Annotated in this window: 29 protein-coding genes and 6 tRNA genes; 29 read left to right on the top strand and 6 right to left on the bottom strand. The window is 45.1% G+C overall.

Annotated features, from left to right (window positions below):
• Positions 1-83 precede the first annotated feature (83 nt).
• Genes L3C95_RS22690 through L3C95_RS22670 form a run of 5 tightly spaced genes read left to right on the top strand, consistent with a single transcriptional unit; the run spans position 84 to position 5487 of the window.
• Positions 84-1067 (top strand): stage II sporulation protein M, encoded by a 984-nt coding sequence (locus L3C95_RS22690; protein ID WP_236390991.1) that lies wholly within the window; start codon positions 84-86, stop codon positions 1065-1067.
• A complete protein-coding gene (locus L3C95_RS22685; RefSeq protein ID WP_236390989.1) occupies positions 1064-1924 on the top strand; it encodes a DUF4129 domain-containing protein in 861 nt (286 codons plus the stop codon). Before L3C95_RS22690 ends, L3C95_RS22685 begins: the two co-directional genes overlap by 4 nt.
• A gap of 44 nt (positions 1925-1968) precedes the next feature.
• Positions 1969-3156 carry a DUF4350 domain-containing protein gene (locus tag L3C95_RS22680; protein ID WP_236390987.1) on the top strand — a complete coding sequence of 396 codons (1188 nt, stop codon included), beginning with the start codon at positions 1969-1971 and terminating at the stop codon, positions 3154-3156.
• Positions 3156-4136 carry an AAA family ATPase gene (locus tag L3C95_RS22675; RefSeq protein ID WP_236390985.1) on the top strand — a complete coding sequence of 327 codons (981 nt, stop codon included), beginning with the start codon at positions 3156-3158 and terminating at the stop codon, positions 4134-4136. The genes L3C95_RS22680 and L3C95_RS22675 overlap by 1 nt, the downstream gene beginning before the upstream one ends.
• Before the next feature lie 10 nt (positions 4137-4146).
• Positions 4147-5487 (top strand): DUF58 domain-containing protein, encoded by a 1341-nt coding sequence (locus L3C95_RS22670; protein ID WP_236390983.1) that lies wholly within the window; start codon positions 4147-4149, stop codon positions 5485-5487.
• Positions 5488-5683: 196 nt separating this feature from the next.
• Here L3C95_RS22670 and L3C95_RS22665 read toward each other — a convergent pair whose 3' ends face one another.
• Positions 5684-6319: a hypothetical protein gene (locus L3C95_RS22665; protein WP_236390980.1), complete on the bottom strand. Its 636-nt coding sequence runs from the start codon at positions 6317-6319 to the stop codon at positions 5684-5686.
• A 28-nt stretch (positions 6320-6347) separates the two neighbouring features.
• Entirely contained in the window at positions 6348-7274 is a 927-nt protein-coding gene (locus L3C95_RS22660; protein ID WP_236390978.1) for a hypothetical protein, read from the bottom strand.
• 515 nt (positions 7275-7789) lie between these two features.
• Here L3C95_RS22660 and L3C95_RS22655 point away from each other — a divergent pair.
• The 6 genes from L3C95_RS22655 (at position 7790) to L3C95_RS22630 (ending at position 10669) form a co-directional block, all read left to right on the top strand.
• On the top strand, positions 7790-8155 hold the full coding sequence (locus L3C95_RS22655) for a DoxX family protein (protein WP_236390976.1): 366 nt from the start codon (positions 7790-7792) through the stop codon (positions 8153-8155).
• A 1-nt stretch (position 8156) separates the two neighbouring features.
• On the top strand, positions 8157-8756 hold the full coding sequence (locus L3C95_RS22650) for an FMN-dependent NADH-azoreductase (RefSeq protein WP_236390974.1): 600 nt from the start codon (positions 8157-8159) through the stop codon (positions 8754-8756).
• A 289-nt stretch (positions 8757-9045) separates the two neighbouring features.
• On the top strand, positions 9046-9237 hold the full coding sequence (locus L3C95_RS22645; RefSeq protein ID WP_236390973.1) for a hypothetical protein: 192 nt from the start codon (positions 9046-9048) through the stop codon (positions 9235-9237).
• A gap of 121 nt (positions 9238-9358) precedes the next feature.
• A complete protein-coding gene (locus L3C95_RS22640) occupies positions 9359-9565 on the top strand; it encodes a hypothetical protein (protein ID WP_236390970.1) in 207 nt (68 codons plus the stop codon).
• Positions 9566-9689: 124 nt separating this feature from the next.
• On the top strand, positions 9690-9905 hold the full coding sequence (locus L3C95_RS22635) for a hypothetical protein (protein ID WP_236390967.1): 216 nt from the start codon (positions 9690-9692) through the stop codon (positions 9903-9905).
• A gap of 56 nt (positions 9906-9961) precedes the next feature.
• Positions 9962-10669 (top strand): hypothetical protein, encoded by a 708-nt coding sequence (locus L3C95_RS22630; RefSeq protein ID WP_236390965.1) that lies wholly within the window; start codon positions 9962-9964, stop codon positions 10667-10669.
• Between the two features lie 70 nt (positions 10670-10739).
• Here the strand turns inward: L3C95_RS22630 and L3C95_RS22625 are convergent, their stop codons facing one another.
• The gene (locus L3C95_RS22625; protein WP_236390963.1) at positions 10740-11234 is read right to left on the bottom strand and encodes a DinB family protein; all 495 of its coding nucleotides are present in this window, start codon (positions 11232-11234) and stop codon (positions 10740-10742) included.
• Between the two features lie 123 nt (positions 11235-11357).
• Between L3C95_RS22625 and L3C95_RS22620 the strand changes: the two genes are divergently transcribed.
• Positions 11358-12281, top strand: coding sequence for an AraC family transcriptional regulator (locus L3C95_RS22620; protein ID WP_236390962.1), 924 nt, complete (start codon positions 11358-11360; stop codon positions 12279-12281).
• A gap of 80 nt (positions 12282-12361) precedes the next feature.
• Positions 12362-13222, top strand: a complete 861-nt coding sequence (locus L3C95_RS22615; RefSeq protein ID WP_236390960.1) for an oxidoreductase — start codon at positions 12362-12364, stop codon at positions 13220-13222.
• 225 nt (positions 13223-13447) lie between these two features.
• On the opposite strand, the gene L3C95_RS22610 is transcribed toward L3C95_RS22615, so the two are convergent.
• Together L3C95_RS22610 and L3C95_RS22605 are read right to left on the bottom strand one after the other, a co-directional pair.
• Positions 13448-14449 carry an NAD(P)H-dependent flavin oxidoreductase gene (locus tag L3C95_RS22610; protein ID WP_236390958.1) on the bottom strand — a complete coding sequence of 334 codons (1002 nt, stop codon included), beginning with the start codon at positions 14447-14449 and terminating at the stop codon, positions 13448-13450.
• Between the two features lie 14 nt (positions 14450-14463).
• Complete coding sequence (locus L3C95_RS22605) at positions 14464-15054, bottom strand: riboflavin synthase (RefSeq protein WP_236390957.1); 591 nt, start codon at positions 15052-15054, stop codon at positions 14464-14466.
• Between the two features lie 116 nt (positions 15055-15170).
• On the opposite strand from L3C95_RS22605, the gene rpsU reads away from it, so the two are divergent.
• From rpsU to nusG, 12 genes are all read left to right on the top strand, one after another.
• Positions 15171-15368, top strand: a complete 198-nt coding sequence (rpsU, locus tag L3C95_RS22600; RefSeq protein WP_236390955.1) for a 30S ribosomal protein S21 — start codon at positions 15171-15173, stop codon at positions 15366-15368.
• Positions 15369-15450: 82 nt separating this feature from the next.
• Positions 15451-16395 carry a tyrosine-type recombinase/integrase gene (locus L3C95_RS22595; RefSeq protein ID WP_236390953.1) on the top strand — a complete coding sequence of 315 codons (945 nt, stop codon included), beginning with the start codon at positions 15451-15453 and terminating at the stop codon, positions 16393-16395.
• A 192-nt stretch (positions 16396-16587) separates the two neighbouring features.
• A complete protein-coding gene (gene hpf, locus L3C95_RS22590; protein WP_089835187.1) occupies positions 16588-16887 on the top strand; it encodes a ribosome hibernation-promoting factor, HPF/YfiA family in 300 nt (99 codons plus the stop codon).
• A gap of 234 nt (positions 16888-17121) precedes the next feature.
• Positions 17122-17195, top strand: a tRNA-Thr gene (locus L3C95_RS22585).
• 73 nt (positions 17196-17268) lie between these two features.
• Positions 17269-17350, top strand: a tRNA-Tyr gene (locus L3C95_RS22580).
• A 196-nt stretch (positions 17351-17546) separates the two neighbouring features.
• Positions 17547-17619 (top strand) — tRNA-Gly (locus L3C95_RS22575).
• Positions 17620-17690: 71 nt separating this feature from the next.
• Positions 17691-17762: transfer RNA gene (locus L3C95_RS22570), tRNA-Thr, on the top strand.
• A 33-nt stretch (positions 17763-17795) separates the two neighbouring features.
• Positions 17796-17868, top strand: a tRNA-OTHER gene (locus L3C95_RS22565).
• A 72-nt stretch (positions 17869-17940) separates the two neighbouring features.
• Positions 17941-19128, top strand: a complete 1188-nt coding sequence (tuf, locus tag L3C95_RS22560) for an elongation factor Tu (RefSeq protein ID WP_236390951.1) — start codon at positions 17941-17943, stop codon at positions 19126-19128.
• Between the two features lie 126 nt (positions 19129-19254).
• Positions 19255-19325 (top strand) — tRNA-Trp (locus L3C95_RS22555).
• A 66-nt stretch (positions 19326-19391) separates the two neighbouring features.
• Complete coding sequence (secE, locus tag L3C95_RS22550; protein WP_236390949.1) at positions 19392-19586, top strand: preprotein translocase subunit SecE; 195 nt, start codon at positions 19392-19394, stop codon at positions 19584-19586.
• A complete protein-coding gene (gene nusG / locus L3C95_RS22545; protein ID WP_012789374.1) occupies positions 19586-20176 on the top strand; it encodes a transcription termination/antitermination protein NusG in 591 nt (196 codons plus the stop codon). The genes secE and nusG overlap by 1 nt, the downstream gene beginning before the upstream one ends.
• Before the next feature lie 57 nt (positions 20177-20233).
• On the opposite strand, the gene L3C95_RS22540 is transcribed toward nusG, so the two are convergent.
• Positions 20234-20815, bottom strand: coding sequence for a DUF1579 domain-containing protein (locus L3C95_RS22540; RefSeq protein WP_236390947.1), 582 nt, complete (start codon positions 20813-20815; stop codon positions 20234-20236).
• Between the two features lie 113 nt (positions 20816-20928).
• On the opposite strand from L3C95_RS22540, the gene L3C95_RS22535 reads away from it, so the two are divergent.
• The 4 genes from L3C95_RS22535 to rplJ all read left to right on the top strand — a co-directional run bounded on the left by L3C95_RS22535 (position 20929) and on the right by rplJ (position 24213).
• Positions 20929-22140, top strand: a complete 1212-nt coding sequence (locus tag L3C95_RS22535; RefSeq protein ID WP_236390946.1) for a transglutaminase domain-containing protein — start codon at positions 20929-20931, stop codon at positions 22138-22140.
• 289 nt (positions 22141-22429) lie between these two features.
• Entirely contained in the window at positions 22430-22870 is a 441-nt protein-coding gene (gene rplK / locus L3C95_RS22530) for a 50S ribosomal protein L11 (RefSeq protein ID WP_089835181.1), read from the top strand.
• A gap of 48 nt (positions 22871-22918) precedes the next feature.
• Complete coding sequence (gene rplA, locus L3C95_RS22525; protein ID WP_106602923.1) at positions 22919-23608, top strand: 50S ribosomal protein L1; 690 nt, start codon at positions 22919-22921, stop codon at positions 23606-23608.
• Between the two features lie 77 nt (positions 23609-23685).
• Positions 23686-24213: a 50S ribosomal protein L10 gene (gene rplJ / locus L3C95_RS22520; RefSeq protein WP_236390944.1), complete on the top strand. Its 528-nt coding sequence runs from the start codon at positions 23686-23688 to the stop codon at positions 24211-24213.
• Positions 24214-24302: the final 89 nt, after the last annotated feature.

The raw sequence follows: 24302 nt of genomic DNA, 5'->3' as shown, positions 1-24302 counted from the left end.
TTCTGAGCAAAATCCTTTCATTGAATATTTGATGGCTTACTTTATGGCCTATCAGCTATGGATGACGGACTAACAGACAGCCCATGCGTGAATCAACCTTCATAAAAAAGAATCTGCAGCGCTGGAAAAGATACCAGGAACAACCTGCCGAAGATCCGGACGAGATGGCGGAACGTTTTACCAGCCTCCTGGACGATCTGGCTTACGCCAAAACCTTCTACAGTTTCAGCAAGGTGACTGGCTACATCAACAGTCTGGCCGCCGGTATCTATCAGCACATCTATGGCAACCGGAAAGAGCAGGATGGCCGGGTCCGCAATTTCTTCATCTACGAGCTGCCACTGCTGTTCCGCAAATACCACCGTTTGTTCCTGTTCTCCTTTTTATTCTTCCTCCTGTTCTGCGTAGTCAGCGCATTCTCTGCCGCCCACGATGAAACTTTCGTACGTGGTGTACTGGGAGATGAATATGTTGGTATGACAGAACAGAATATCAATAACGGAGATCCTTTTGGCGTTTATAAACAGGAGAACGAACTGGTGATGTTCCTGAGAATCGCCCAGCGGAATATTACGGTAGCTATGCTGACCTTTGTAAGCGGCCTCACACTCGGTATCGGTACACTCTGGCTGATGATGAAGAATGCCGTGATGCTGGGAGCTTTCCAGTATTACTTCTTCTCGAAAGGACTGGGCATGAAATCAGTATTGGTGATCTGGATACATGGTACACTGGAGATCTCTGCTATCGTAATAGCCGGTTGCGCCGGACTGGTAATGGTCAGCGGACTGATATTCCCGGGTACGCGTAAAAGATTGGATGCTCTGAAAAATACCGCACGCGATGGCGTTAAGATAGTAGTAACGCTGATACCCGTGTTTATAGTGGCCGCTTTCCTGGAAGGCTTCGTTACCCGCCATACCGCTATGCCTGTCTGGACCAGCGTCAGCATATTGTCGCTGTCATTGCTATTTATCGTTGGTTACTTTATTGTTTACCCGATCTATCTGCATCGTAAAGGATATAAGCTGGGACCAAATGCAACTATTATAAAGCCCGTGAAATGAGGAAGATGCGCGTTCATTATATCCTGATATTATTGTGCCTGCCTTTGTTCATCAAAGCACAGCAGTCTGTGCCTCAGGAACAGTGGGATTCCATGGTAGCTGAAGATATGGTCGCTACAGCGGCGAAAAGAGAGGCGGCTGAAGAAGCGGCAGATGCCAGGGAAAATATCAGTCAGCAAAAAATTCCGGGAGAACATCATCTCTGGGATGAGGCAATGCCGGCAATGGCCGATACAATGTCATCTTACGCAGATTATCCCCTGGTGATACGGGCCGTGCCAGACACCATCATGAAAGTACTGTTGGCAGACGAAGACTTACAATACAAAAAAAAGGAACCGGAACAACGTAAAAAAGTTTCCTGGATTGACAATAGCTTTTCTGCGCTCTTACGGCTGGTAGGGCTTTTCCCGATCACGATCGTGTGTTTTATCATAAGCTGCGTCGGCCTGTTGTTATATCTCTACCTGCGACAAAATGGTTATCTGTTCAAGAGAACGAAACCTGATACTGATAAGACCGTAAAACTGACGGAGGAAGAACTGGATACAGAGACATATCATCAGCAGATAGAACAGGCCATTGCTTCCGGTAAACTCAGGGTGGCAGTAAGACTGTTATATCTGCAAACGTTGCGGGTACTGGTAGATAAAGGAATCGTTACCTATAGCAGGGAGAAAACCAATGCAGCTTATCTGCGCAGCCTGGTGTCTACACCATGGTATAAAACATTTGCGACGCTGACACTGGATTATGAATACATCTGGTACGGAGAAATGCCCGTGAACAATGAGCAGTTCAATGTTATACACAGGCAGTTCCGTCAATTTATGAACGAATTAGGCTATACCCGGTGAAATCAAAACTAATAGCAATAATCAGCGCCATTATCCTGGTATTTTTGATACTGTTGGTCTTCTCGTCACGCACAGGTAAGCCGGACAGCAAAAATATTGATGACAAGGAACTCGCACGGCAAAGCTTTTCCCACAAGGATAAAAGCCCCGGCGGCTGTTATGTGATGTTTAAGACCCTGTCTCATCTGTTTTATTATGATATCAAGCCACAGGTAGTCACCAAGCCTTTTTCCCGTACGTACAACAGGGATGAGACACTGGCTTCTACTGATTACAATCTGTACATCCTGGTGGCTGACAGGCTGTATACTTCAGCAGAAGATGCAAAGAACATGATCAAATTCGCATCTTCAGGTAATCAGCTGTTCATTGCCTCCAATCAGCCCGACAGCATGCTGCTGGAATACCTGAATGTAGCGGTGGATGACGAAGGTATCTTCCAGTCTTTTACAAATGCTGACCAGCGCTATGTGAACAGGAACCTCGCGCCTGACACAGCCTTTTCGCGCAAGGGTATCAAGGCGGGAAGCTTTATCACAAAAATGGATACCAGCCGTACGACTATATTAGGCACGGATGCATTCAACCGTCCCGATTTTGTGAAGGTAGCTGTTGGCGAAGGAGCGGTGTTCCTGCTGTTGCAGCCATCTACTCTCACCAATTATTTCCTGATGCAGGGACGTAATATTGTGTCTCTGGAAAGGCAACTGGCATACACCAATCTGTATATGGACCATGTGTATTGGGATGAATTTTATAAATATCAACGCTATCGCCAGTCGTCCGATTTCAGCGAATGGCAGGTGTTGATGCGTTATCCTGCTATGCGCTGGGCCCTGTGGCTGGCTGTGGCATTACTATTGATCTATATCCTGTTTGAAAGCAAACGCAGGCAGCGTATTATTCCTGAAAAGCCGCTGCTGGTGAATAATTCGCTGGAATTTGTGGATGCGCTGGGACAGTTGTATTATCAGCAGCATAACAACCGCAACCTGGCGCAGAAGATCATTTTGCAGTGGCAGGAGTTTGTACGCACACGCTATTATCTGAATACAAACAACCTGGATGCTGCATTTGCAGACGCTTTATCGCGCAAGGCAGTCATGCCGCTGGAGCAGGTGAAAGATATTCTGAACAGTATTCAGCAGGTGCAATCAGGTTACACTATTTCAGATGAATATTTACAGCGATTTTATAAAAACATACAAGCGTTCTATTTAAATACGAAATAATGGAGGAAACTACATTTCAACCCCGGACTGATTTTACCGCTCTTCATGAAGCGGTAGTGGCCATCCGGGAGCAGATAGGAAAGGTAATTATTGGTCAGCATGAGATGATCGATCTGTTAATAGCAGGCTTGCTTACACAGGGACATGTGCTTATAGAAGGTGTACCGGGAGTAGCGAAGACGCTGACTGCCAAACTGCTGGCGCGCTGTATAGATGCAGACTTTTCCAGGTTACAGTTCACACCCGATATTATGCCTGCGGATGTGATAGGTACTTCCATATTCAATCCGGAGAAAAGAGAGTTTGAATATAAGCGTGGCCCGGTGTTCAGTAACCTGGTACTGATAGATGAGATCAACCGGGCACCGGCGAAAACGCAGGCTGCACTGTTTGAAGTGATGGAGGAAAGGCAGATAACGAATGATGGTATTACGCATCACTTACCTGCTCCTTTTATGGTAGTGGCTACGCAGAACCCGATAGAGCAAGAGGGGACTTACCGTTTGCCGGAAGCCCAGCTGGACCGTTTCCTGTTTAAGATAGAAGTGAAGTATCCCGCACTGGCGGAAGAGATCTCCATGCTGCAGGCAATGCATCAGTACAACGGATTGTCTGATCTGACGCAACTTGTGCAGCGTGTGGTGACGGCCGTACAGGTCATGGAATACCAGGTGCTGGTACGTAAAGTGCATATTGAGGACAAACTGTTGCATTACATTGCTGCCCTGATCCATGAAACGCGTAACAATGCTTCCTTGTATCTCGGTGCATCACCACGTGCCTCACTGGCAGTAATGAATTGTGCAAAGGCGATTGCTGCGATGCACAATCGTGACTTTGTTACACCGGATGATATTGTCAGCATGTTGCCGCATGTATTACGTCATCGTATTATGCTGACACCTGAACGTGAAATGGAAGGAATTACAGCAGATGAAGTGATCTCGCAGATCGTGAAATCAGTTGAAGTGCCGAGGTAAACATTATTGTATGTTGAAAGCATTTTATCAATCTTTATTTTTTACAACGCGCTTCTATGTGTTGCTGGGAAGTACCGCGATGTTATTCGTCGTGTCTTATTTCTTTGCGCCATTATACATTGTGTCGGAGCTCGTCTTTGCATTACTCGCTTTCCTGCTGGTACTCGATATATTCTTCCTGTATGCGGCAGGAGAGAAGCCATTGGAGGTGGCGCGCACCATGTCAAGCCGTTTCAGTAACGGTGACAATAATGATATCAGGATAAAACTGGTGAATAGTTATCGTTTTCCCGTTACAGTTATATTGCTTGAGGAGTTACCCGTGCAGTTCCAGGTACGTGATTTCAGGAAGAAGGCAAAGCTGAAAGCAGGAGAGGAGCAGGAGATCCATTATACTTTACGGCCTGTCGAGAGAGGGGAATATCATTTCGGCAGAACCAATGCTTTTGTACGGAGCATATTAGGATTATCACAACGGCATATTGCACCGCTGAATGAGGAGATTGTTAAAGTGTATCCTTCTTTTCTGCAGCTACGCAACTATGAGTTCTTTTCCTTCAATGGCCGTTTACAGGAAATGGGTGTGCACAAGCAGCGTGTGGCAGGTCATAGCATGGAGTTCGATCACATTAAGGAATATGTGCGTGGAGATGATGTGCGTATGCTTAACTGGAAAGCTACTGCACGCAGAGGCACTCCGATGGTCAATAACTATGTGGAAGAAAAGTCGCAACAGGTATATTGTGTGATTGACAAAGGAAGGGCCATGAAGATGCCTTTCGAAGGCTTGTCCTTACTGGATTATGCGATCAACGCCTCGTTGATCTTTAGTAATATCGCGCTGCAGAAAGGAGATAAAACAGGACTGGTGACGCTGGCGGCGCAACAGGTAGATGTGTTGCCTTCTTCCAGCAAGAAGACACAAATGAACCTGATACTGGAGAAGTTGTACGCACAGGAAACGCAGTGGGAGGAAAGTGATTATGAGCGCCTGAGTGTTACTTTACGTAGTGTTTTTTCACAGCGTTCTTTGCTGATACTCTTTACGAATTTTGAGTCTATGACAGCGCTGCAGCGGCAACTACCTTATCTGCGCAGGCTTTCAAAGTATCACCTGTTGCTGGTGGTCTTCTTTGAAAACACAGAGTTGAAGAAAGTAACGAAAGATCATGTGCATACGGTAGAGGGGATCTATCGGCAGGTGATTGCACAGAAATTTGCCTATGAAAAAAAGCTAATGGTTCGGGAGCTGACGAAATATGGTATCCTGTCCTTACTTACCCCACCGGAACAACTCACACTGAATGTTGTCAACAAATACCTGGAGCTGAAAGCCAGGTCGCTTATTTAGCAAATGTTATCAACTGCTGCTCATGGACTATTAGTCCCTGAGCAGCTTCGGAATACCCTGAAGCTGAAAGCCGGCACACCACAGCTATCAGCTGCGAGGTACACGGGTTATTTATCGCTGCAGCAGTTTCAAAATACCTGGAGCTGAAACATAGACCACTTATTTAGCCGTAGTATTCAGCTCTGGGAATGATGAATTATTTATCCTGGAGTTGTTTCACAGGTATTGTACTCGATATCGACATTGCCGGATCGTTTTTATTGGTAGCTGTAACGGTGATAGAGCGGGTAGCGTCGTTAGCGTTCAGCAACAGGTCCTGCCCCAATAGTTTCCCGGCACTGGCCGTGAATTTCACCGCGGCTGTATCCAGCGGATAGATCTTTCCGCTGCTGAAAGAACCTTCCACATTCAGGTAAAAGCGGATGCCTTTTTTGAGGCTGTCGGCGTAATGGTTGAAGCGGATACTTTCCAGGTGGGGGAGTGTCAGCGTGGTGGTCAGCGGCTTTCCGGTTTCAGGCAGCGTGATATTAAGCTCTACCTGATAATGCAGTTTTGCCAGCCGTTGCCTGTCGAGCTGCAGGTAGCCGTTCTGTACGCTGCCGGCAGAGCTGGTCACTTTGATATTCCTCCAGCGGTAAGCACCCTGTAAAAATCCTTCTGTTTTTCTTACTTCTCCGTTAGCATATTTGAATTCCAGGCCAATAGGGATATGATCGTACAATTCGGCTATGGAAGCCGGGTCATAACTGGCAGTGACGCCGGTTATATTGTTTTGTTGTGCCTGGACATTGAAGAAAAGCAGCAGCTGCGCGATGATTAAAATAGCTCTCAATGTGTTTTTTACCTGAAAGCTGAAAAAATCATTCCACATTTACAAGTGTGGGCGGTTTTTTATATTTCTTAACAGGTAGCGGAGGCGCTATGCTATGAGTCTCAATGGGCAATGGTGGAAAAGGTGCTGGCGTGGGGGAAAGGCTTGTTTCCAGTATTGCGGCAGCGGACCGTTTTTTCCGTGCGATCCTGAGGGCTTTGGAAGGCCGTTCCTGTTTTTCTTCCAGGGGTAAAGCGGGAGCCAGTACTGCTGTAACAAACGCCTGTTCACTTCTGACGGAATTGTTAACCTGGACACTCATGTCACTATGAAGAAAGCGCAGCTGCAGTACAACAATAGTGGCTGTTGCTTTGACGGCTATGGCCGGCAGGAGCAGGGAATGCTTTTTTTCTCCCAGGGAGATACAATTGGCCGCTGAAGCGGTTCCCACACAGGTGTTATTGTCAAAGTCCATGTCCAGCGCGGCTGCATGGAGCTGTATGTACCGGGTGCCTTTAGGAGGATGGAGCCAGTGTTGCCAGTTGGCAGGCAGCTGCAGCAGGATGCTGCCATCTTCCTGACGGATGGTATCTATCCCCCCGATGGTCATTACTGCTTTTTTGTTATACCGGAAGTCTTTCAGGTGTTGGTGCAGGGCTGCGGGGCTGAATACGCGTTTTCCCCGTGGGTGCAGGGTATCTTCTCTCAAAGCCGCGTAAACGGCCTTATTTAGCCTGTAAATCGTCGTTTCTTCCTTTACGGGCTGCCATACTCCATTCAGGGCTGAACGGATCGATTTTGCAGCCTTACTGGCCTTTGCAAATTCGCGGCTGCTTTGTTTACTGGCGGCAGACATGCTGTCTGGGCCATACTGGGGCATTTTGCGGCAGAACGGCTTACCGTCCCGCTCGTAAAAGATCAGGCCTCCGACACGACCGGAGAGCCCCTGGGTAATAATATTTGAGTTTTGGGCCATAAACGCACAATAGATTTTATCGAATATACGAAATAATCAGCTGACAAATAGGCTCTTATCACGTTTATGTCCTTCTTCCTCAGGCTCATTATAAGCACTTAATAAATGCATTTATACATCTCTATAAAGAGCTTAAAATGAGCCTGTAATCAGCCTGAAGTGACCTTATAATACAAGACTTTAACCGGACCTTAGTCGGACTTTAGTTTGACTTGACCTGGACTTGATCAGGGTAAAGAAAGAGTTTAGGCGGTAATCGGGGAGGTGGCAGATGCCTGGTAGAAGATGAAAATCGTTGCTTATGAAACGTCTCCGGGAAGTGCAGATGCAGCAGTACAAAGGTAAGCTATTCAGTGATCAGGACATTGGAAACCGTGCGAAAGTTCTACTAAAAAGAGCCGTGATCACGGCCTCGGACCTTGCGCAACTATCCTGCAGGTTACTACTAACCTTTAGTATACTACTAACTATTTAATAGCAATTGTAAATAGTTTTGCCCTGTCAAAAAATATCAAATGAAAACATTAAGGATTGTTTATTGGATCAGTACCGCACTGGTAGCATTAATGATGACGTATTCAGGGTATGCTTATTTCACTGACGTAAAAATAGATCAGGCATTTCAACATCTGGGTTTTCCCGCTTATTTCAGGATTGAACTGGCCATTGCCAAATTTATAGGTGTCGTGTTGTTGCTGGCGCCGGTTGGTAGCAGGTTAAAGGAGTGGACATATGCAGGGTTCACTTTTACGTTTATCTCTGCCGGTATAGCTCACGGCTTTTCGGGAGACCCGATGCCCGTGCCGGTTGTACCGTTTGTTTTTCTAGCCGTACTGGCGGTATCGTACTTCACTTATCACAAATTGAATAAATCAAAATAACATGAAAAAGATACTAAAAATTATATCAAGCGTAAAAGGAGCTGAGTCAAAAAGCACGCAGCTGGCAGATGCTGTTATTGAAAAGCTGACGGCGCAATATCCTGGTACTAGCGTTAAGGTAAAAGACCTGTCAAGGGAGCCATACCCGCACTTTCATGAGGGGCATTTAAAAGTATATCGTGGAATGGGCGAGGTCGCACAGGAAGCGGTAGCGGAAGTGGAGAAGGTTTCTGACGAGGCGATCAATGAGTTAATGAGTGCGGACATTATTGTGATAGGAGTGCCTATTTACAATTTTAATATTCCCTCGACACTAAAAGCATGGCTGGATCATGTGATGCGGGCGGGAAAAACTTTCTCTTATGCAAGTGGTCAGAAGGAAGGCCTGGTGACTAATAAGAAGGTGTACCTGGCGGTATCTTCAGGTGCTATTTATTCTGAAGGACCGATGCAGGCTTATAATTTTGCTGTTCCGTATCTGGAAGCGTCTCTTGGTTTTATTGGTATAACGGATATCAGCACATTCTGGGCGGAAGGGTGTGATATGCCGGGTTACAAAGAGACAGCATTACAGAAGGCGATTGAAAGAGTGGCCGTATAGTTTTTGAAATGCGTAAACAGTTAAACAGGAGCTCCGCAAGGGGCTTTTGTTGTTTAATATTGGTATTGTCAATTCAAGAAAAGTTCGCAAGATTTATTGTTGTATTGTTTGTTTGACATAAATTCGGGTATTGCTTGTTAACACTCTCCACTAATGAATTAATTGAGAACTTCTAGATGATAATTGCGATATGCCTATGCCATACTATGCAGTGTAGGCATGGCTATGCATTTGCATGGGAGGGAGTGTTATTGGGAAAGAAAAGATATTGTTTACTTAAATATAGAGCATGACATCAGAACACATTCGGAAAGTGATTGAATTTATGAACAGAGAGAGTGTCAAGAATAGAACAAAGGAAGAAATAATAAAGGAATGGCAAGAAGTTGGGCTTTTGGATAGTAACGGAAATTACACAGCTCCCTACCGGAATTTAGGCCGGCGGATAGATGAATGTACCAGAAAGGCTAAAGAAGAATAAGTGCAGTTGACATAATAGACTTTGACGGGACCTTAAGACGAAATTATAATGTCAAAATAAGGTGCAGGTTATCTTATGCCTGACTTAATATGGCTTTTACTTAAATAAAAAAATTATAATCATGACATCAGAACACATCAGGAAAGTACTTGAATTTATGGATAGAGAGAGTGCCAAGACCCAAACGGAGGAAGAGATAATAAAGAAATGGCAAAGAATTGGATTTTTAGATAGCAATGGAGACTACGCAGCTCCCTACCGGAATTTGGGCCGTTGGATAGATGAATGTACCAGAGAGGCTAAAGAGAAACAAGCACAATTGACATAATACACCTTGTTAGATCATTAAAGTGAGATTGTTAGGATCTACCGAGATAAGGCTCATCTATGTAACAAGTTGCGCGTGGTTTAGTGTTTGCTTTAATATTATTCACTTAAATAAAATTATAATCATGACATCAGAACACATTCAGGAAGTAATTGAATTTATGAAGAGAGAGAGGGCACGGAAAAAAACGAAAGAAGAGATATTTAAGAAATTTCAAGAAATTGGTTTTTTAGATAGCAACGGGAATTATACAGCCCCCTACCAAAATTTAGGTAAGTGGATAGACGAATGTACTAGAAGAGTTAAAGAAAAACAAGCTACGTTGGCAACATTAAATTAAATATATGTTACCCGGACTTAAATAAGATTGTTAACGCCAAATAATAAGTACTGTAAATGTATCATATCAGACCAAATTTAATTGTAGGCTTTCACGGTTGTGATGAAGCAGTTTGTAACGCATTGTTGAATAATCCAAATAGAATTAAGATAAGCAGAGAACGATTTGATTGGTTAGGTAATGGAATGTATTTCTGGGAGAACAATTATCGACGCGCCTTAGATTGGGCTAATGAAAAACATAAACGCGGGAAGATTACTAAACCCGCTGTAATTGGCGCTGTTATCGAGCTTGGATATTGCTGCGATTTTTTAAATGCGGAACATATTCTTATGTTTAAGCGTTCATATGAGAGATTTGTAACTGATCTTCGACAGAGAGGAAAAGAACTATACGAAAGTGCAGATAAGGCAAAGGGTAGGTCTAAAAATAGAATGATAGGAGAGCTTGATTGTTTTATAATTGAACATATGCATGAAGAAATCGCAGCGCAAATAAAAGAAGACATCGAGCAGCAAGGTTTTTCCGAGCAACGCCTTCCTGATTCAGTACGTGGTGCCTTTATTGAAGGGAAACCAGTTTTCGAAGGCTCTGGCATTCACGAAAAAACACACATCCAAATCGCCATCCGTAATCCGAATTGTATAAAGGGGTTTTTTCTTCCGCGTAAGGAAAGGATATCAGATGGTTTTCATTATGATATTAGCGATATCTCTGAAGATGGATTCCTTGTATCCGAACCCGGAGTGCCTTATAATGTATGAAAAACAAGTCCCGGGAATGAACTATCTCCGGGACTTATATATTACGCTGTTGTGTAAGAGCAGGCAGGAGTTACATATACTTCATGGCTTCATAGCCCAGTAACCTCCGCCATAATGCTAATTGTCCGATACAGTTAGCCTCGCGGTAAGTCTGAAAAGAAACCAGATCAAACAGGCTCATTTTCATACCGGGCATTTCAAAGGGCTCATCAAACTTATCATCGTCAGCATTGAGGAGCGCTTCTCTTAAAAGCGGAGAAATGATCTTCCAGTCTTTTTCGAAGGCGCTCAGTGCAGGATAGGTCACGCCCTCCTGTATGCCCTTGTGATCTTTAAAAAGTTCATGCGCCTGCTGTTGTTTTTCAATACCGAACGATCTGGCCAATTCAAATCGTTCCTGTACCAGGCTGCCTGTAAGCCAGGCCATATGATTGGCTTTGGTACCCAGGCGTTCATTGGCGTCTTTTTCAGAAATGTCAACGATCACATTTGAGAAAAAAGTGGTATGCATGTCATACAATACCATAAAGCCAAAAGTTTTACTGCTAAGTGGTTGTACTTCCATTTTAAATAGTATTGGTGAGTACTAAGGTAACTAATAAGCCCCGGGTAACAGGTTGCTGAAGCTGCCAACCTTAGGGGGTATTTGTGACAAATGCAGTAAATTAGTAGTCATATACACGCAGTTATGCCATCTCAGACGCTCGACAGCCGAACCATAGATACATTAAGAGATATACCCGACCTGATCCCTGTATTCCGGGAATTTTTTGAAGACTGGACCATCAGGGTGTTTAACAGGGAAATACATGAATGCCGGAATTATCTGTCTCCCAACCGGAGAGATTTTTATAAAGTACTGCTGACCACGAAAGGGGCAGGGGTGTTCACAATGGGATTAAATACCTATTACCTGGAAGAGCCAACCATTCTGTTTATCCATCCCAATGATATTATTTCGTGGAAAAATTTGTCAGAGGAATCAGGCGGATTTTATTGTCTCTTCAAAAAGTCGTTTATCAATGAGCATCCCACTTTGAAGGCAAGCATGGATAAATTTGGTCTGTTTAACGACAAGTCCAAAAGTGTGATCAGATTGACGGAGCAGCATGCACATACATTGGAGCAATTGTTTGCGAAGATGAAGGAGGAGGAGCTGCTGGGCGGCAAGTGGAGCGATGATTCCATGCAGGCTTACCTGCAGCTGATAATGGTGGAAAGCGCCAAAATTGCCAATTTCCCTCCGCCAGATAATGTAACAGATGAGTTCCGTCATGTGCATGAGTTTTTCAGATTGCTTGAAGCGGAAACTGCTACCATCAACAAAGAAACCCCTATCCGGATCAGGACAGCCAAAGAATTTGCAGCAGATCTGGCAGTACATCCCAATCACCTGAATGCCTTACTGAAGAAGCATACAGGCCAGAATGTAAGCACCCATATCAAAAACCGCCTGCTGGATGAAACCAAGGTATTGCTTTTGCAAACTGATTGGTCACTACAGGAGATCGGGTATAGTATTGGTTACGCAGAACAACCCAATTTTAACTCATTCTTTAAGAAAAATACCGGTATTACCCCCGCTGAGTTCAGGAAGACATACCATCTTTGATTTTCATAAAAGGTTCAGTGTTTTTGCTAAAGCCCGGCTGCTGGCTTCTTTTCATCTTTGTATCACAAAACGCAAACAAAATGAAAAGCACAAAAACACAGAAAGTATGGTTCATCACCGGAGCATCCCGGGGTTTTGGATTAGAAATATCAAAGGCAGTTCTTGCAGCAGGCGATAAACTGGTAGCTACCGTACGCAGCAAACCGGAAGACCTGGCCGCCCAGCTGGGAAATCATGCGCATCTCGCTGTGGTAACCCTGGACATTACTAATGAAGAACAGGCGATAGCAGCAGCCAAACAGGCTGTTGACACCTTCGGAAGAATTGATGTCCTGGTAAATAATGCCGGTTATGGTCTGTTAAGCGGAGTAGAAGAAGCTACAGCGCAGGAGGTAAAGAATAACTATGAAGTAAATGTGTTTGGAGTGTTGAACGTAACCCGTGCAGTGTTACCTCATATGCGGGCACAGGGATCCGGTCATGTGATCAATATTTCTTCCATAGGTGGCTTATCCGGATTTGTAGGCTGGGGTATTTATGGTTCTACCAAATTTGCCGTGGAAGGCATTACCGAGGCAATGGCGCAGGAACTGGCTCCGCTGGGTATCTATGCGACTGTGGTAGCTCCGGGTTTCTTCAGGACAGAATTCCTCGACCACTCTTCCCTGGTAAAAACCAGCAATGAGATCAGCGATTATGCCGCTACCGTCGGTGAAATGCGCTCCTTTGCAGCTGCTGTTAACAAAAAACAGCCCGGCGATCCGGTGAAACTGGCACAGGCCTTCGTGAAACTTGGACATGCGGAAAAACCTCCTGTACACCTCCCATTGGGTAATGATACTCTGGCGAAGTTCAGGGAAAAGACCGCCGCTTTTGAGAAAGAGATCGCAGAATGGCAGGATGTGATCACCGGAACAGATCATGATGATGTTGCTGCCTGAGTGTCCCGTCCGCAGAATGAATGCTGTTTCAAGCGTTAGACGCTACAGGCAGGGACATAGACCAGAAGGGATAGTATTGCAGACGCCCCGCTAATAAGTATCCGAAAGAAGGAGGCGGAACACAAAAGTTGAAGTATTTCCAAAACTTAGGCGCTTTAGGAAGCACTTCAACTTTTTGCGTTCCGCCACTTTTATGTTAAATCGCTTGTCTGGGAGGCGTAGTTTTTATTTCACCAGCAGCTGGCTTGTTTTCTCCAGTGTCTCCTCCAGTTCCTGTATCAGTCTGTTCACAATGTCGTGGATAGGGCTGATGTCTTCCACCATTTCGACACTTTGACCGGCTGACCAGAGTTGCTGGTAATTGCCTGGTTTTACGGCCGCTTCCAGTTTCTTCATGCCGCGTAGCTGTACGAGCATTTTGAAATATTTGCGGGTACGGGCGTTTTTATTCAGTTGCTTTTCCAGCCAGTTCTGTTTATAGCCGATCTTTTTTGCGGCCGGCGTATTGATGACATTGCAGGGAGTACCTGACAGGCGTTCTGTCAATACGATATCTTCCATACCATAGTCCAGGATGGCGTTCTTGTATTCATTACTGACGCTGGCTTCTTCGCTGGCAATGAAACGGGTTCCAATGGACGCGCCGTGAGCACCGAGTACCAATGCGCTGGCTAATTGCTGACCGGTAGCGATGCCACCTGCGGCAACCAGCAGTTTTTCCGGGAACGCTTTCTGCAGGGCGGGAACGAGTATATGCATCGGGTAGGGGCCTGCATGGCCACCGGCGCCGGCGCATACGGCAATGAAGCCGTCACACCCGGCCTGGGCCGCTTTTTCCGCATGCTGAATGTTGGTAACGTCGCAGAGCACCTTAGCGCCGTAGCTATGGGCGGCAGCAATCACCTCTTTTGGGCTGCCCAGGGAGGTGATATAAAAGGGTACTTCTGCTGCAACGCAGTCTTTCAGGTGTTTTGAGTAGAGGGGATTGGTCTTCTGAACAATGAGGTTGACGCCATAAGTTCCCTGGCCGGGCGATAATTGCGCCCGGTGTTGGTTCAATTGTTCCAGCACCTGCTTGAGTTCTCCCTCTTTTCTGTAGTTGAGGGAAGGGAATGTACCGGCAATCCCGTTGTCCATGGCGGCTTTAACCATTTTTTCGTTACTAACGAGGAACATGGGCGCCATGATGACCGGATAGCGGATGGCAAGGGCTGAGGTTAATTGCATAAGTGGATGTTTAGCTATGATTTCACAGCGAGCTGCCTGGCCACGAATTTCCCGAGGATGTCAAATTCCAGGTTGATCGTGTGTCCGGGTTGAACGGCTGAGATATTTGTGTGTTCATATGTATATGGAATCACAGCAATGCTGAATTCCGTATTGGTCACATCATATATGGTGAGGCTGATCCCGTTGAGGCAGATGGAGCCTTTTTCTACGATCAGGCCGGCAAATTGTTCCGGGTAGCGGAAGCGGTATTCCCAGCTGCCGTTCTGAGGGGTACAGGAAATACATTCGCCTGTGCTGTCAACATGGCCCTGAACGAGGTGGCCGTCAATCCTGCCATTAAAGACCATGGCCCTTTCCAGGTTTACTTTTTGTCCGGGGGTGAGTTGGCCGATATTGCTTTTCAGCAGCGTTTCAGCAACAGCGACGATGTCGTAGGTATCGCCATCTGTGCGGGTAACGGTAAGACAAACGCCGTTGTGGGCTACGCTCTGGTCAATTTTCAGTTCCGGTGTGAGGGAAGAACGGATGGTGATGACCATGTTTGTACCTTCCTGCCTGGTAGCTATTACTTCTCCTAATGATTCTATGATTCCTGTAAACATAGGGCTAAATTAAGTAATAATGAGGAGATGGCCGTGACCAGAAGGAGCTCACATTATTTTGATAATTAAAAAGGATGTTATATCTTTGCCTTCCTGAAAAAAAGGAGTATTATATTATGTTGATCATCGATTCCAAAGATTGCGAAAACATTGACAAGGCGCTCAAAAAATACAAAAAGAAATTTGAGAAAGCCCGTATCCTGCTGCAACTCAGGTCACGTCAATCTTTCACAAAACCTTCTGTTAAGCGTCGTACTGAAGTGCTGAAAGCTGTTTACAGACAGCAGTTAGCCAGTGGTAAATTAGACGATTGATTCTATCGGGGGTAATTCCCCACGCAAAATATGTGATGATTGTAAGGTTTATTATAACTTTACAATCATCAAATTTTTTATTTTGAGTGAAGTCTTACACCCGGTAGCTAATCGTTTTCTAGCTTATATCCGGCTTGAGAAGCGTTATTCTGCACATACTGCTACTGCGTATCAGCAGGACCTTACCCAGTTTTTTATCTTCTTAAGATCTCATTATGGCGATGTGTCACTTTCTGGCATATCGCATTCGCATGTCCGTACCTGGCTAGCCTGGCTGATGGAGGAGGGCATGATTGCCAAGAGTGTTAACCGCAAGATCTCCACCCTTAAATCATTTTTCAAATACGCATTGCGTCACGGGGAAATTACAGCTTCTCCGATGACGAAAGTGACTGCCCCGAAGATCGGGAAGCGGTTGCCCGGCTTTATTGATGAAAAGGGGATGCAGGCAGTGGAAGATAACCGGAGTATGCGCAGGGGGCAGGAGGATACGCCGATTTTTGCGGATGACCTGGAGGGGAGGACACACCGGATGATATTTGAGCTTTTGTATCATACAGGTATCCGGTTGTCGGAGTTGATCAATCTGCAGGAGCGGCATGTGGACACGGGTAATCTGACCATAAAAGTGCTGGGAAAGGGCAATAAGGAGCGGATCATCCCTATCAGTAGTGTTTTGAAGGATGAGATAGGGGAGTACCGGGCCATGCGTCGGAAAGAGCTGGCGGAGTATGACAGGGAGGTGTTGCTGGTAAATCCGCGGAGCGGGAAGAAATTATATCCGAGATATGTTTACAATGTAGTGCGGGGGTACCTGACCGATCACCAGATCACGACCCTGAGCCGGAGAAGTCCGCATATACTGCGGCATACGTTTGCCACCCATCTTACGAACAACGGCGCTGACCTGAATGCAGTGAAAGAGTTGCTGGGGCACTCCAGTCTGGCGTCCACACAGGTTTACACGCACAATAGCATCGAGAAGCTGCGGGAAGCGTACCGGAAGGCGCATCCGAAGGGCGAGTAGAAAGGCGCGTTCTCACTTTAACAAAATATTACTAAATGGTTATGCAAAAGAGTTGAAAAGTGATTAAATTAGTAATGAGTTCTTTGTATACTTTTTACATTAGTCGATATCCATTACCATTAACACAATGAAAGCCTATGGACGTAATGTTACGAGCATGTACAAGATTGTTTAAAACTAAAAATTAGTGCTATGAACGTTCAAATTCAAACAGTACATTTCGATGCTGACTCAAAGTTGATTGACCATGTGAGTAAAAAAATTCAGAAACTCAATACTTTTTATGACCGGATCATCAGCGTGGAAGTTTTTCTAAAGTTGGATGGAATTGCCCATCAGATTAAGGATAAAATCGCTGAGATAAAAGTCCACATCCCTCGCCAAGACTTGTTTGTGAAGCACGAATCCAAATCCTTTGAAGAGTCATTTGATCTCGCCTTTGACTCGGTTGTTAACCAGATCAAGAAAACCAAAGAGAAGAAATTTCAGTAAAATCTTAAAAATATTTTGGAATTAAATATCTGTTTACTACCTTTGCCATCCCGATCGAAAAAAGGGATCGGCAAAGGTAGTAAAGTTCTTTACTGTAGGGTGTTTTAGCCAATTAATACAAGTCTTAAAATTTGTATCCGGGTGCTGAAAAAAAGATTTTGAGATTAATTAAATTCAACTATTTTTGCACCCTCTTATAACGGATACCTTTTATAAGATTCTTGCATAACATAAGCCAGCATAGCTCAGTTGGCCAGAGCTACTGATTTGTAATCAGTGGGTCGGGGGTTCGAATCCCTCTGCTGGCTCCGGAAAAATTCCGAAGCAAAAAAGTGGTCCCGGACGGACGAGATTTTTGGAAAGGAGTTTAAGGATTAAAATGGGCAGGTTCCAGAGCGGCCAAATGGGGCGGACTGTAAATCCGCTGACTACGTCTTCACAGGTTCGAATCCTGTCCTGCCCACTCAGCGCAAATGTTCCGCCTTTGCCCCTTAGCAAAGGCGGAACTTGTCTGTTAAATGCAGGTTCTCCCGAAAGGGAAATATAGAGTAGAGGGGAATGGTTCTTTTAGTGTCGGTTATCAAATCGCAGGTTTTCCCCAAAGAAAGCTTCGCAGGAAGTAGAAGGCACACAGTTCTTTAGTTTATTACTTATTAAATGCGGGAGTAGCTCAGTTGGTAGAGCGACAGCCTTCCAAGCTGTAGGTCGCGGGTTCGAACCTCGTCTCCCGCTCATCGTAATACCGGTTCGAAATTTTGTCTTGGTATTACATGGGATGAAAGTTCTTTAAAAAGATTTTCAATGCTGTTGTAGCTCAGGGGTAGAGCACTTCCTTGGTAAGGAAGAGGTCGTGAGTTCAATTCTCATCAACAGCTCAACGGATTTCCAAACATCCGGGATCCGGATTTCGTTGTAGCTCAGTGGCAGAGCGTTCCTGGTGCAGACCAGGAAAGGTCGTGGGTTCAATTCTCATCAGCGGCACAAGTTTGTAAAACCGTTTTTTATAAAAACAACTATCAATACAATCTTTACAAACCATCTAAAAAAAATACAATGGCAAAAGAAACCTTTAAGCGGGATAAACCCCACGTAAACATTGGTACCATCGGCCACGTTGACCACGGTAAAACTACCTTGACTGCTGCCATTACTACCATTTTGGCAAACAAGGGTCTGGCAGAGAAGAAAGGTTATGATGAGATCGATGCGGCTCCTGAAGAAAAAGAAAGAGGTATTACCATCAATACAGCACACGTTGAGTATCAGACAGCTAACCGCCACTATGCGCACGTTGACTGTCCTGGTCACGCTGACTATGTGAAGAACATGATCACTGGTGCTGCGCAGATGGACGGTGCTATCCTGGTGGTTGCCGCTACAGATGGTCCGATGCCACAAACTAAAGAACACATCCTCCTGGCTCGTCAGGTAGGCGTTCCTCGTATCGTAGTGTTCATGAACAAGGTTGACCTGGTTGATGATCCTGAGTTACTGGAACTGGTTGAACTGGAAATCCGCGAACTGCTGAGCAAATATAACTATGATGGTGATAACACACCAATCATCAAGGGTTCTGCAACCGGCGCTCTGGCTGGTGAAGACAAATGGGTTGCTGCTGTTGACGAACTGATGGCTGCAGTTGATGAATACATCCCACTGCCTCCTCGTCCGGTTGATCTGCCGTTCCTGATGTCTGTAGAAGACGTATTCTCTATCACTGGTCGTGGTACTGTTGCTACAGGTCGTATCGAGCGTGGTAAGATTAAAGTAGGTGAGCCAGTAGAAATCGTTGGTCTGATCGAAAAACCACTGTCTTCTACATGTACTGGTGTTGAGATGTTCAAAAAATTACTGGATGAAGGTGAAGCTGGTGACAACGCTGGTCTGCTCCTCCGCGGTATTGAAAAGTCTCAGATCCGTCGTGGTATGGTTATCACTAAACCAGGTTCTATCACTCCGCACACTGAATTCAAATGTGAAGTATACGTACTGAGCAAAGAAGAAGGTGGCCGTCACACTCCGTTCTTCAACAAATACCGTCCTCAGTTCTACTTCCGTACAACTGACGTAACTGGTGAAGTTGAATTACCAGCAGGTGTTGAAATGGTTATGCCTGGTGATAACGTTTCTCTGACTGTAAAACTGATCGCTCCAATCGCTATGGAAAAAGGTCTGAAATTCGCTATCCGCGAAGGTGGACGTACCGTAGGTGCTGGTCAGGTTACTGAGATCATCAAGTAATCACTTTTTTGATATAGAAGGCCATTAGCAATTAGCAAATTGCGTTCAGCGGATAAATTTAATTTATGTAAATTTGTTTCGCCGGGTAGCCTGAAAGCTGGCGGCTAATGGTCTTTTTTTACATACACGGGCATAGTTCAATGGTAGAATAGAGGTCTCCAAAACCTTTGATCAGGGTTCGAATCCTTGTGCCCGTGCTAACAATGGTGAAAAGTGAAGGCTTTTCACCTTTCATGTTTTCAAACGGTTAATTTTTTAAACCAATGAATAAGGTTAGAGCATACTTCCGGGAGTCTTATCACGAGCTGGTGCATAAAGTATCCTGGCCTACATGGCAGGAGCTGCAGTCTTCCACAATGATTGTATTAATCGCTACTGTAGTTATCACTGCGATTGTTTGGGGTATGGACGCCCTTTCACATCTCATGTTGACTCAGTACTATAAAATTATTTCATAATGATCGATGCATCCAATAACCCTGCAGAAGAAACAAACATTCCCACCCAGGACACCAAATGGTACGTTCTGCGCGTAGTGAGTGGTAAAGAGAAGAAGGTAAAAGAATACCTGGATATCGAAGTACGCCGCTCCGATTGGGGTAACGTGATCACCCAGATATTTTTACCTGTAGAAAAGGTGTATAAAGTGCAGGCAGGAAAAAAAGTGATGCGCGAAAAGAACTTCTATCCGGGTTACGTAATGATCGAAGCAATAGACGGTAAAATGACCGATGAGGTGATCCAGTCTATCCGCAACGTATCAGGCGTTATTCACTTCCTGGGTAAAGACAAGCCCATCGCACTGCGTAAGGCTGAAGTGAACAAGATGTTAGGTAAGGTTGATGAAATGTCTGATAACGGACTGACCATGAGCGAGCCTTTCATTGTTGGCGAAACTATCAAGATCATAGATGGACCTTTCAACGACTTCAACGGTATCATCGAAGAGGTGATAGAAGACAAGAAGAAACTGAAAGTAACCGTGAAGATCTTCGGTCGCGCCACTCCGGTAGAACTGAACTTCATGCAGGTAGAAAAAATCAGCTAACTATTTCAGTAATCATATTAAACCGTCCCGCTTTAAGCAGGACGGTTTTTTTTATGCCTAATTCTTTCTCGTGTATTTGATCTCCATCATCTTGAATTCCTTGCCGTCATTCACCATGTACATTTCCATCACCTGGTGATCATCGTCGAGCATCTTAAAGATCTCTTTAATACCCATATCCTTTCCTGTCATGGGATCAACTGATTTGCCTGTAAGTGTGGCAGACTTTGTTGCCTCGTCCCAGGTACCTTCTGTGGTCATGATGCCGGTGCCCATGTTGTCAACCCAGGAGTTCTGGAATATTTTCTTGGCATTGTCATAAGCGAGCAGGCCACGACCTTCGAAAGGCATTCCCATAAAAGTGCCCTTGTGGAGAGATTCCTGGTAACGGCCGCCCAGGATCATCCTGTTGACGGTAGTGCCCGTAGACGTGGTCGGAGGGGCATCTGGTTTCATCCACATCGTCATATCAAAGCTCCATTCGCCGTCGCATTTGGCAAGCATCTGGTGAACAGCACCTGGTGTCATATATTCCATCCAGGCTTTGTGTTCGTCAGACTGGTTCTGCGCCCGCGAGCTGGTGCTGAGCGATAAAAGTGAGATGAGGACTGAGGCTGAAAATAACAATAGACATCGCATAATTGGTGGAGTTTTGTTGTAATCAATAACGTTTGAAAACAGAGAAGGTTGGGTTAACCGGAAGCATAAGTTGGTTGATATTCACTAATTTTGCGAACATATTCGCTATACATATGAGGATTGTTTTTATATTGTTAACTGTCATCACGTTATTTTCTGCATCATTATCATATGCCCAGCCTAAGGAAAGAATCAGTACCGAACGCCCGGTACCAGCGGCCCCGGTAATACCGGAGGCAGACCTGGCTACACCGGCTACCCTGAGCCATTATTTATCGGCGCATACCACATCGAAGAAAGAGTTTGTCCGCCAGTTGTACAGCTGGTTGGTGTGGAATGTGGGCTATGATGTGGCCAATATGTATAGTCCGGACTATTACAAAGACACCCTGGATGCGGCGCAGAAGACGTTAAGGACGAGGATCGGAGTTTGTCAGGGTTACGCGAATTTATATTACCTGGTTTGTAAAGAGGCCGGTATTCCGGTACATCTGATAGGCGGGTATACTAAAACGTACGGTAAGATCGATAATGCCAGTCATGCCTGGATTGCTGTACAGGTGGATGATACCTGGTATATGACGGATCCGACCTGGGGAGCGGGTGTGGTGAACAATAATAAGTTTGTGAGGAAGCCGGTAGATAGTTATTTCCTGGTGGCGCCGTCAGCTTTTGTGACAACACATATGCCTTTTGATCCTTTATGGCAGTTGCTGGAGCATCCTTACAGGCATGAAGAGTTCCGGGACAATAATGTAAAAGCAGCGGCAGCGCGTGCTGTATTTAATTATAAAGATTCGGTGGTTGCTTACGAAACGATGAAAGACGATCTGCTGAAATACCAGCTGGTCATCAACAGGATAGAAGGGTACGGGGTGACCAACCAGCTGATCAGCCATGAGCTGGGATATTATAAGAGCCTGGTGAAATACATAGCAGAGAACAGGCAGATAGCGGCGGCGAACAGGGCTATAGATGATTTTAACAGGAGCAGTAATCAATATAACCGGGCTGTGAACCTGTTCAATGAATATGTGCAGTTCAAGAACAACCAGTTTAAGCCTTCGAAGCCGGACAGTGCGATCAGGGAAATGGTAGAAGCGATAGGGCGGAAGCTGGCGGAGAGCAGGAAGGGCCTGGCAGGATTAAACCGGAATGAGGGGACGATCAGGGGCAATATCAGTGAGCTGGAGGAGTCATTAAGTTCGTTGGAGAAGCGTTTGAATGAGGAGCAGGCGTTTGTGGACAAATATATCAGGACGGGGAAGATGTTCAGAAAATCTTTATTTTATAAGACGACCTGGATGGGAATTCCATTAAATTAAATTAGATTTGTCGTCGACCATACAGACATAATTATGCCCGGAAAGTTTTTACTGCTGGGTTAAGATAAAATACTTTTGCAATAGAATTGTAAAATTTTCGACCCGAACTGATTATAATAGCAAAAAGAATGCCCGAAAGCAAATTCTTTTTGAGATTTAATTCATTATTATTTACCTTTGCATCCCCTTTAAAAGGTAAATTTTCTCTTTTTAGTAAGTAAATTTTCTCCTTTTAGTTTTGGGAGTCTCGTCTGAGGCGAGACGTTTTCACCAAATTAAACTTTATAACATGGCAAAAGAGATCGCTACGTACGTGAAATTGCAGGTGAAAGGCGGCCAGGCCAATCCTGCACCTCCGATCGGTCCCGCATTGGGTTCTAAAGGTGTGAACATCATGGAGTTCTGTAAGCAGTTCAATGCCCGTACCCAGGATAAGATGGGTAAGGTATTACCTGTGTTACTGACTGTTTACACTGACAAGTCATTTGATTTCGTAATTAAGACGCCTCCTGCTGCTGTACAGCTGCTGGAAGCAGCCAAATTGCAGAGTGGTTCCAAAGAGCCTAACCGTAACAAGGTTGGTAAAGTTACCTGGGCCCAGATTGAGGCAATAGCTCAGGACAAAATGGCTGACCTGAACTGTTTCACCAAGGAAAGCGCCATGAAGATGGTAGCTGGTACTGCCCGTTCTATGGGTATCACAGTAGATGGTAACGCTCCCTGGAATTAATTGTGTCACCCTGTTGAAAGCAGGTTAACTTTTTAAAACATTTTGCAAATGGCAACTAAGAAAAGAAAAGCAGCCGATACAAAGGTGGACAAAAACAAGGTTTACAGCCTGAAAGAAGCTTCCACACTTGTAAAAGACATTAACTGCACCAAATTCGACAGCTCTGTCGATTTACATATCCGTCTGGGCGTAGATCCCAAGAAAGCAGACCAGGCTATCCGTGGTTCCGTAACGCTTCCCCACGGTACTGGTAAAACTAAACGTGTACTGGTTCTTTGCACTCCTGATAAAGAAGCTGCTGCAAAAGAAGCTGGTGCTGATCATGTTGGTCTGGACGAGTACATCCAGAAGATCGAAGCTGGTTGGACCGATATCGACGTTATCGTAGCAACTCCTGCTGTGATGCCTAAGATCGGTAAACTGGGTAAGATCCTGGGTCCACGTAACCTGATGCCGAACCCTAAGACTGGTACTGTTACCAATGATGTGGCAGCTGCAGTTAACGAGGTAAAAGGCGGTAAGATTACTTTCAAAGTGGATAAAGCAGGTATCATCCACGCTTCAATTGGCCGTGTATCATTTGCTTCTGACAAGATCGAACAGAATTCTCAGGAGTTGATCAACGCTATCATCAAGCTGAAACCAGCTACAGCGAAAGGTACTTACCTGAAAGGACTGTCTATGGCGAGCACAATGAGCCCTAGCATCACAGTTGACACAAAATCTGTTCAAAACTAATTGATCAAATCTGGAATGACAGAATCCCCGCAAGGAGGGAAGAGTTATTAGGGATCAATAAAAACTGACAAAAAGCTATGAACAAAGATCAAAAAAATGAAGCGATTGAACTGCTGAAAGGTAAGTTCTCTCAATATAACAACTTCTACATCACCAACACCGAGTCTCTGACTGTTGAGCAGGTGAACACGCTGAGAAGGGTTTGTTTCGATAAGAAAGTGGAAATGAAGGTGGCTAAGAACACCCTGATCCGCAAGGCGCTGGAATCTCTGGATAAGGAGAAATATGCGGGTGTATTCGACGCGCTGAACGGCGTTACTGCCCTGATGTTCTCTGACAGCCCTAAAGAGCCGGCTCTGATCATCTCTTCTTTCCGTAAGGACAACAAGAAAACAGAAAAACCAGAGCTGAAAGCAGCTTTCGTAGGTGACGAAATCTACACTGGCGACGCTCAACTGGCTACCCTGGTTAAGATCAAGACCAAGAACGAACTCATTGGAGACGTTATCGGTCTGTTGCAATCTCCTGCAAAACGCGTTCTCGCTGGTTTGCTTGAGAAAGCTAAGAAAGAAGGTGCCGGCGCAGAAGCACCTGCAGCTGAGTAATTGGCTGAATGCCTTGACAGGCGCGCAAAACAACACTGGCTTCCAAGTCACAATATAAATTATTACAATCTTTAAAATTCTTAAAAACA

The sequence above is a fragment of the Chitinophaga filiformis genome, assembly GCF_021646545.1.
In the GTDB taxonomy this organism is placed as follows: Bacteria; Bacteroidota; Bacteroidia; order Chitinophagales; family Chitinophagaceae; genus Chitinophaga; species Chitinophaga filiformis_A.
Note: the sequence above shows the minus strand (reverse complement) of the source record. Positions and strands in the feature narration are given on the sequence as shown.

Coding starts and splice junctions, on each gene's coding strand:
- L3C95_RS22690 (WP_236390991.1), top strand. CDS start 84: ATGCGTGAATCAACCTTCATAAAAAAGAATCTGCAGCGCTGGAAAAGA.
- L3C95_RS22685 (WP_236390989.1), top strand. CDS start 1,064: ATGAGGAAGATGCGCGTTCATTATATCCTGATATTATTGTGCCTGCCT.
- L3C95_RS22675 (WP_236390985.1), top strand. CDS start 3,156: ATGGAGGAAACTACATTTCAACCCCGGACTGATTTTACCGCTCTTCAT.
- L3C95_RS22670 (WP_236390983.1), top strand. CDS start 4,147: ATGTTGAAAGCATTTTATCAATCTTTATTTTTTACAACGCGCTTCTAT.
- L3C95_RS22660 (WP_236390978.1), bottom strand. CDS start 7,274: ATGGCCCAAAACTCAAATATTATTACCCAGGGGCTCTCCGGTCGTGTC.
- L3C95_RS22655 (WP_236390976.1), top strand. CDS start 7,790: ATGAAAACATTAAGGATTGTTTATTGGATCAGTACCGCACTGGTAGCA.
- L3C95_RS22650 (WP_236390974.1), top strand. CDS start 8,157: ATGAAAAAGATACTAAAAATTATATCAAGCGTAAAAGGAGCTGAGTCA.
- L3C95_RS22645 (WP_236390973.1), top strand. CDS start 9,046: ATGACATCAGAACACATTCGGAAAGTGATTGAATTTATGAACAGAGAG.
- L3C95_RS22640 (WP_236390970.1), top strand. CDS start 9,359: ATGACATCAGAACACATCAGGAAAGTACTTGAATTTATGGATAGAGAG.
- L3C95_RS22635 (WP_236390967.1), top strand. CDS start 9,690: ATGACATCAGAACACATTCAGGAAGTAATTGAATTTATGAAGAGAGAG.
- L3C95_RS22630 (WP_236390965.1), top strand. CDS start 9,962: ATGTATCATATCAGACCAAATTTAATTGTAGGCTTTCACGGTTGTGAT.
- L3C95_RS22625 (WP_236390963.1), bottom strand. CDS start 11,234: ATGGAAGTACAACCACTTAGCAGTAAAACTTTTGGCTTTATGGTATTG.
- L3C95_RS22620 (WP_236390962.1), top strand. CDS start 11,358: ATGCCATCTCAGACGCTCGACAGCCGAACCATAGATACATTAAGAGAT.
- L3C95_RS22615 (WP_236390960.1), top strand. CDS start 12,362: ATGAAAAGCACAAAAACACAGAAAGTATGGTTCATCACCGGAGCATCC.
- L3C95_RS22610 (WP_236390958.1), bottom strand. CDS start 14,449: ATGCAATTAACCTCAGCCCTTGCCATCCGCTATCCGGTCATCATGGCG.
- L3C95_RS22605 (WP_236390957.1), bottom strand. CDS start 15,054: ATGTTTACAGGAATCATAGAATCATTAGGAGAAGTAATAGCTACCAGG.
- rpsU (WP_236390955.1), top strand. CDS start 15,171: ATGTTGATCATCGATTCCAAAGATTGCGAAAACATTGACAAGGCGCTC.
- hpf (WP_089835187.1), top strand. CDS start 16,588: ATGAACGTTCAAATTCAAACAGTACATTTCGATGCTGACTCAAAGTTG.
- tuf (WP_236390951.1), top strand. CDS start 17,941: ATGGCAAAAGAAACCTTTAAGCGGGATAAACCCCACGTAAACATTGGT.
- secE (WP_236390949.1), top strand. CDS start 19,392: ATGAATAAGGTTAGAGCATACTTCCGGGAGTCTTATCACGAGCTGGTG.
- nusG (WP_012789374.1), top strand. CDS start 19,586: ATGATCGATGCATCCAATAACCCTGCAGAAGAAACAAACATTCCCACC.
- L3C95_RS22540 (WP_236390947.1), bottom strand. CDS start 20,815: ATGCGATGTCTATTGTTATTTTCAGCCTCAGTCCTCATCTCACTTTTA.
- L3C95_RS22535 (WP_236390946.1), top strand. CDS start 20,929: ATGAGGATTGTTTTTATATTGTTAACTGTCATCACGTTATTTTCTGCA.
- rplK (WP_089835181.1), top strand. CDS start 22,430: ATGGCAAAAGAGATCGCTACGTACGTGAAATTGCAGGTGAAAGGCGGC.
- rplA (WP_106602923.1), top strand. CDS start 22,919: ATGGCAACTAAGAAAAGAAAAGCAGCCGATACAAAGGTGGACAAAAAC.
- rplJ (WP_236390944.1), top strand. CDS start 23,686: ATGAACAAAGATCAAAAAAATGAAGCGATTGAACTGCTGAAAGGTAAG.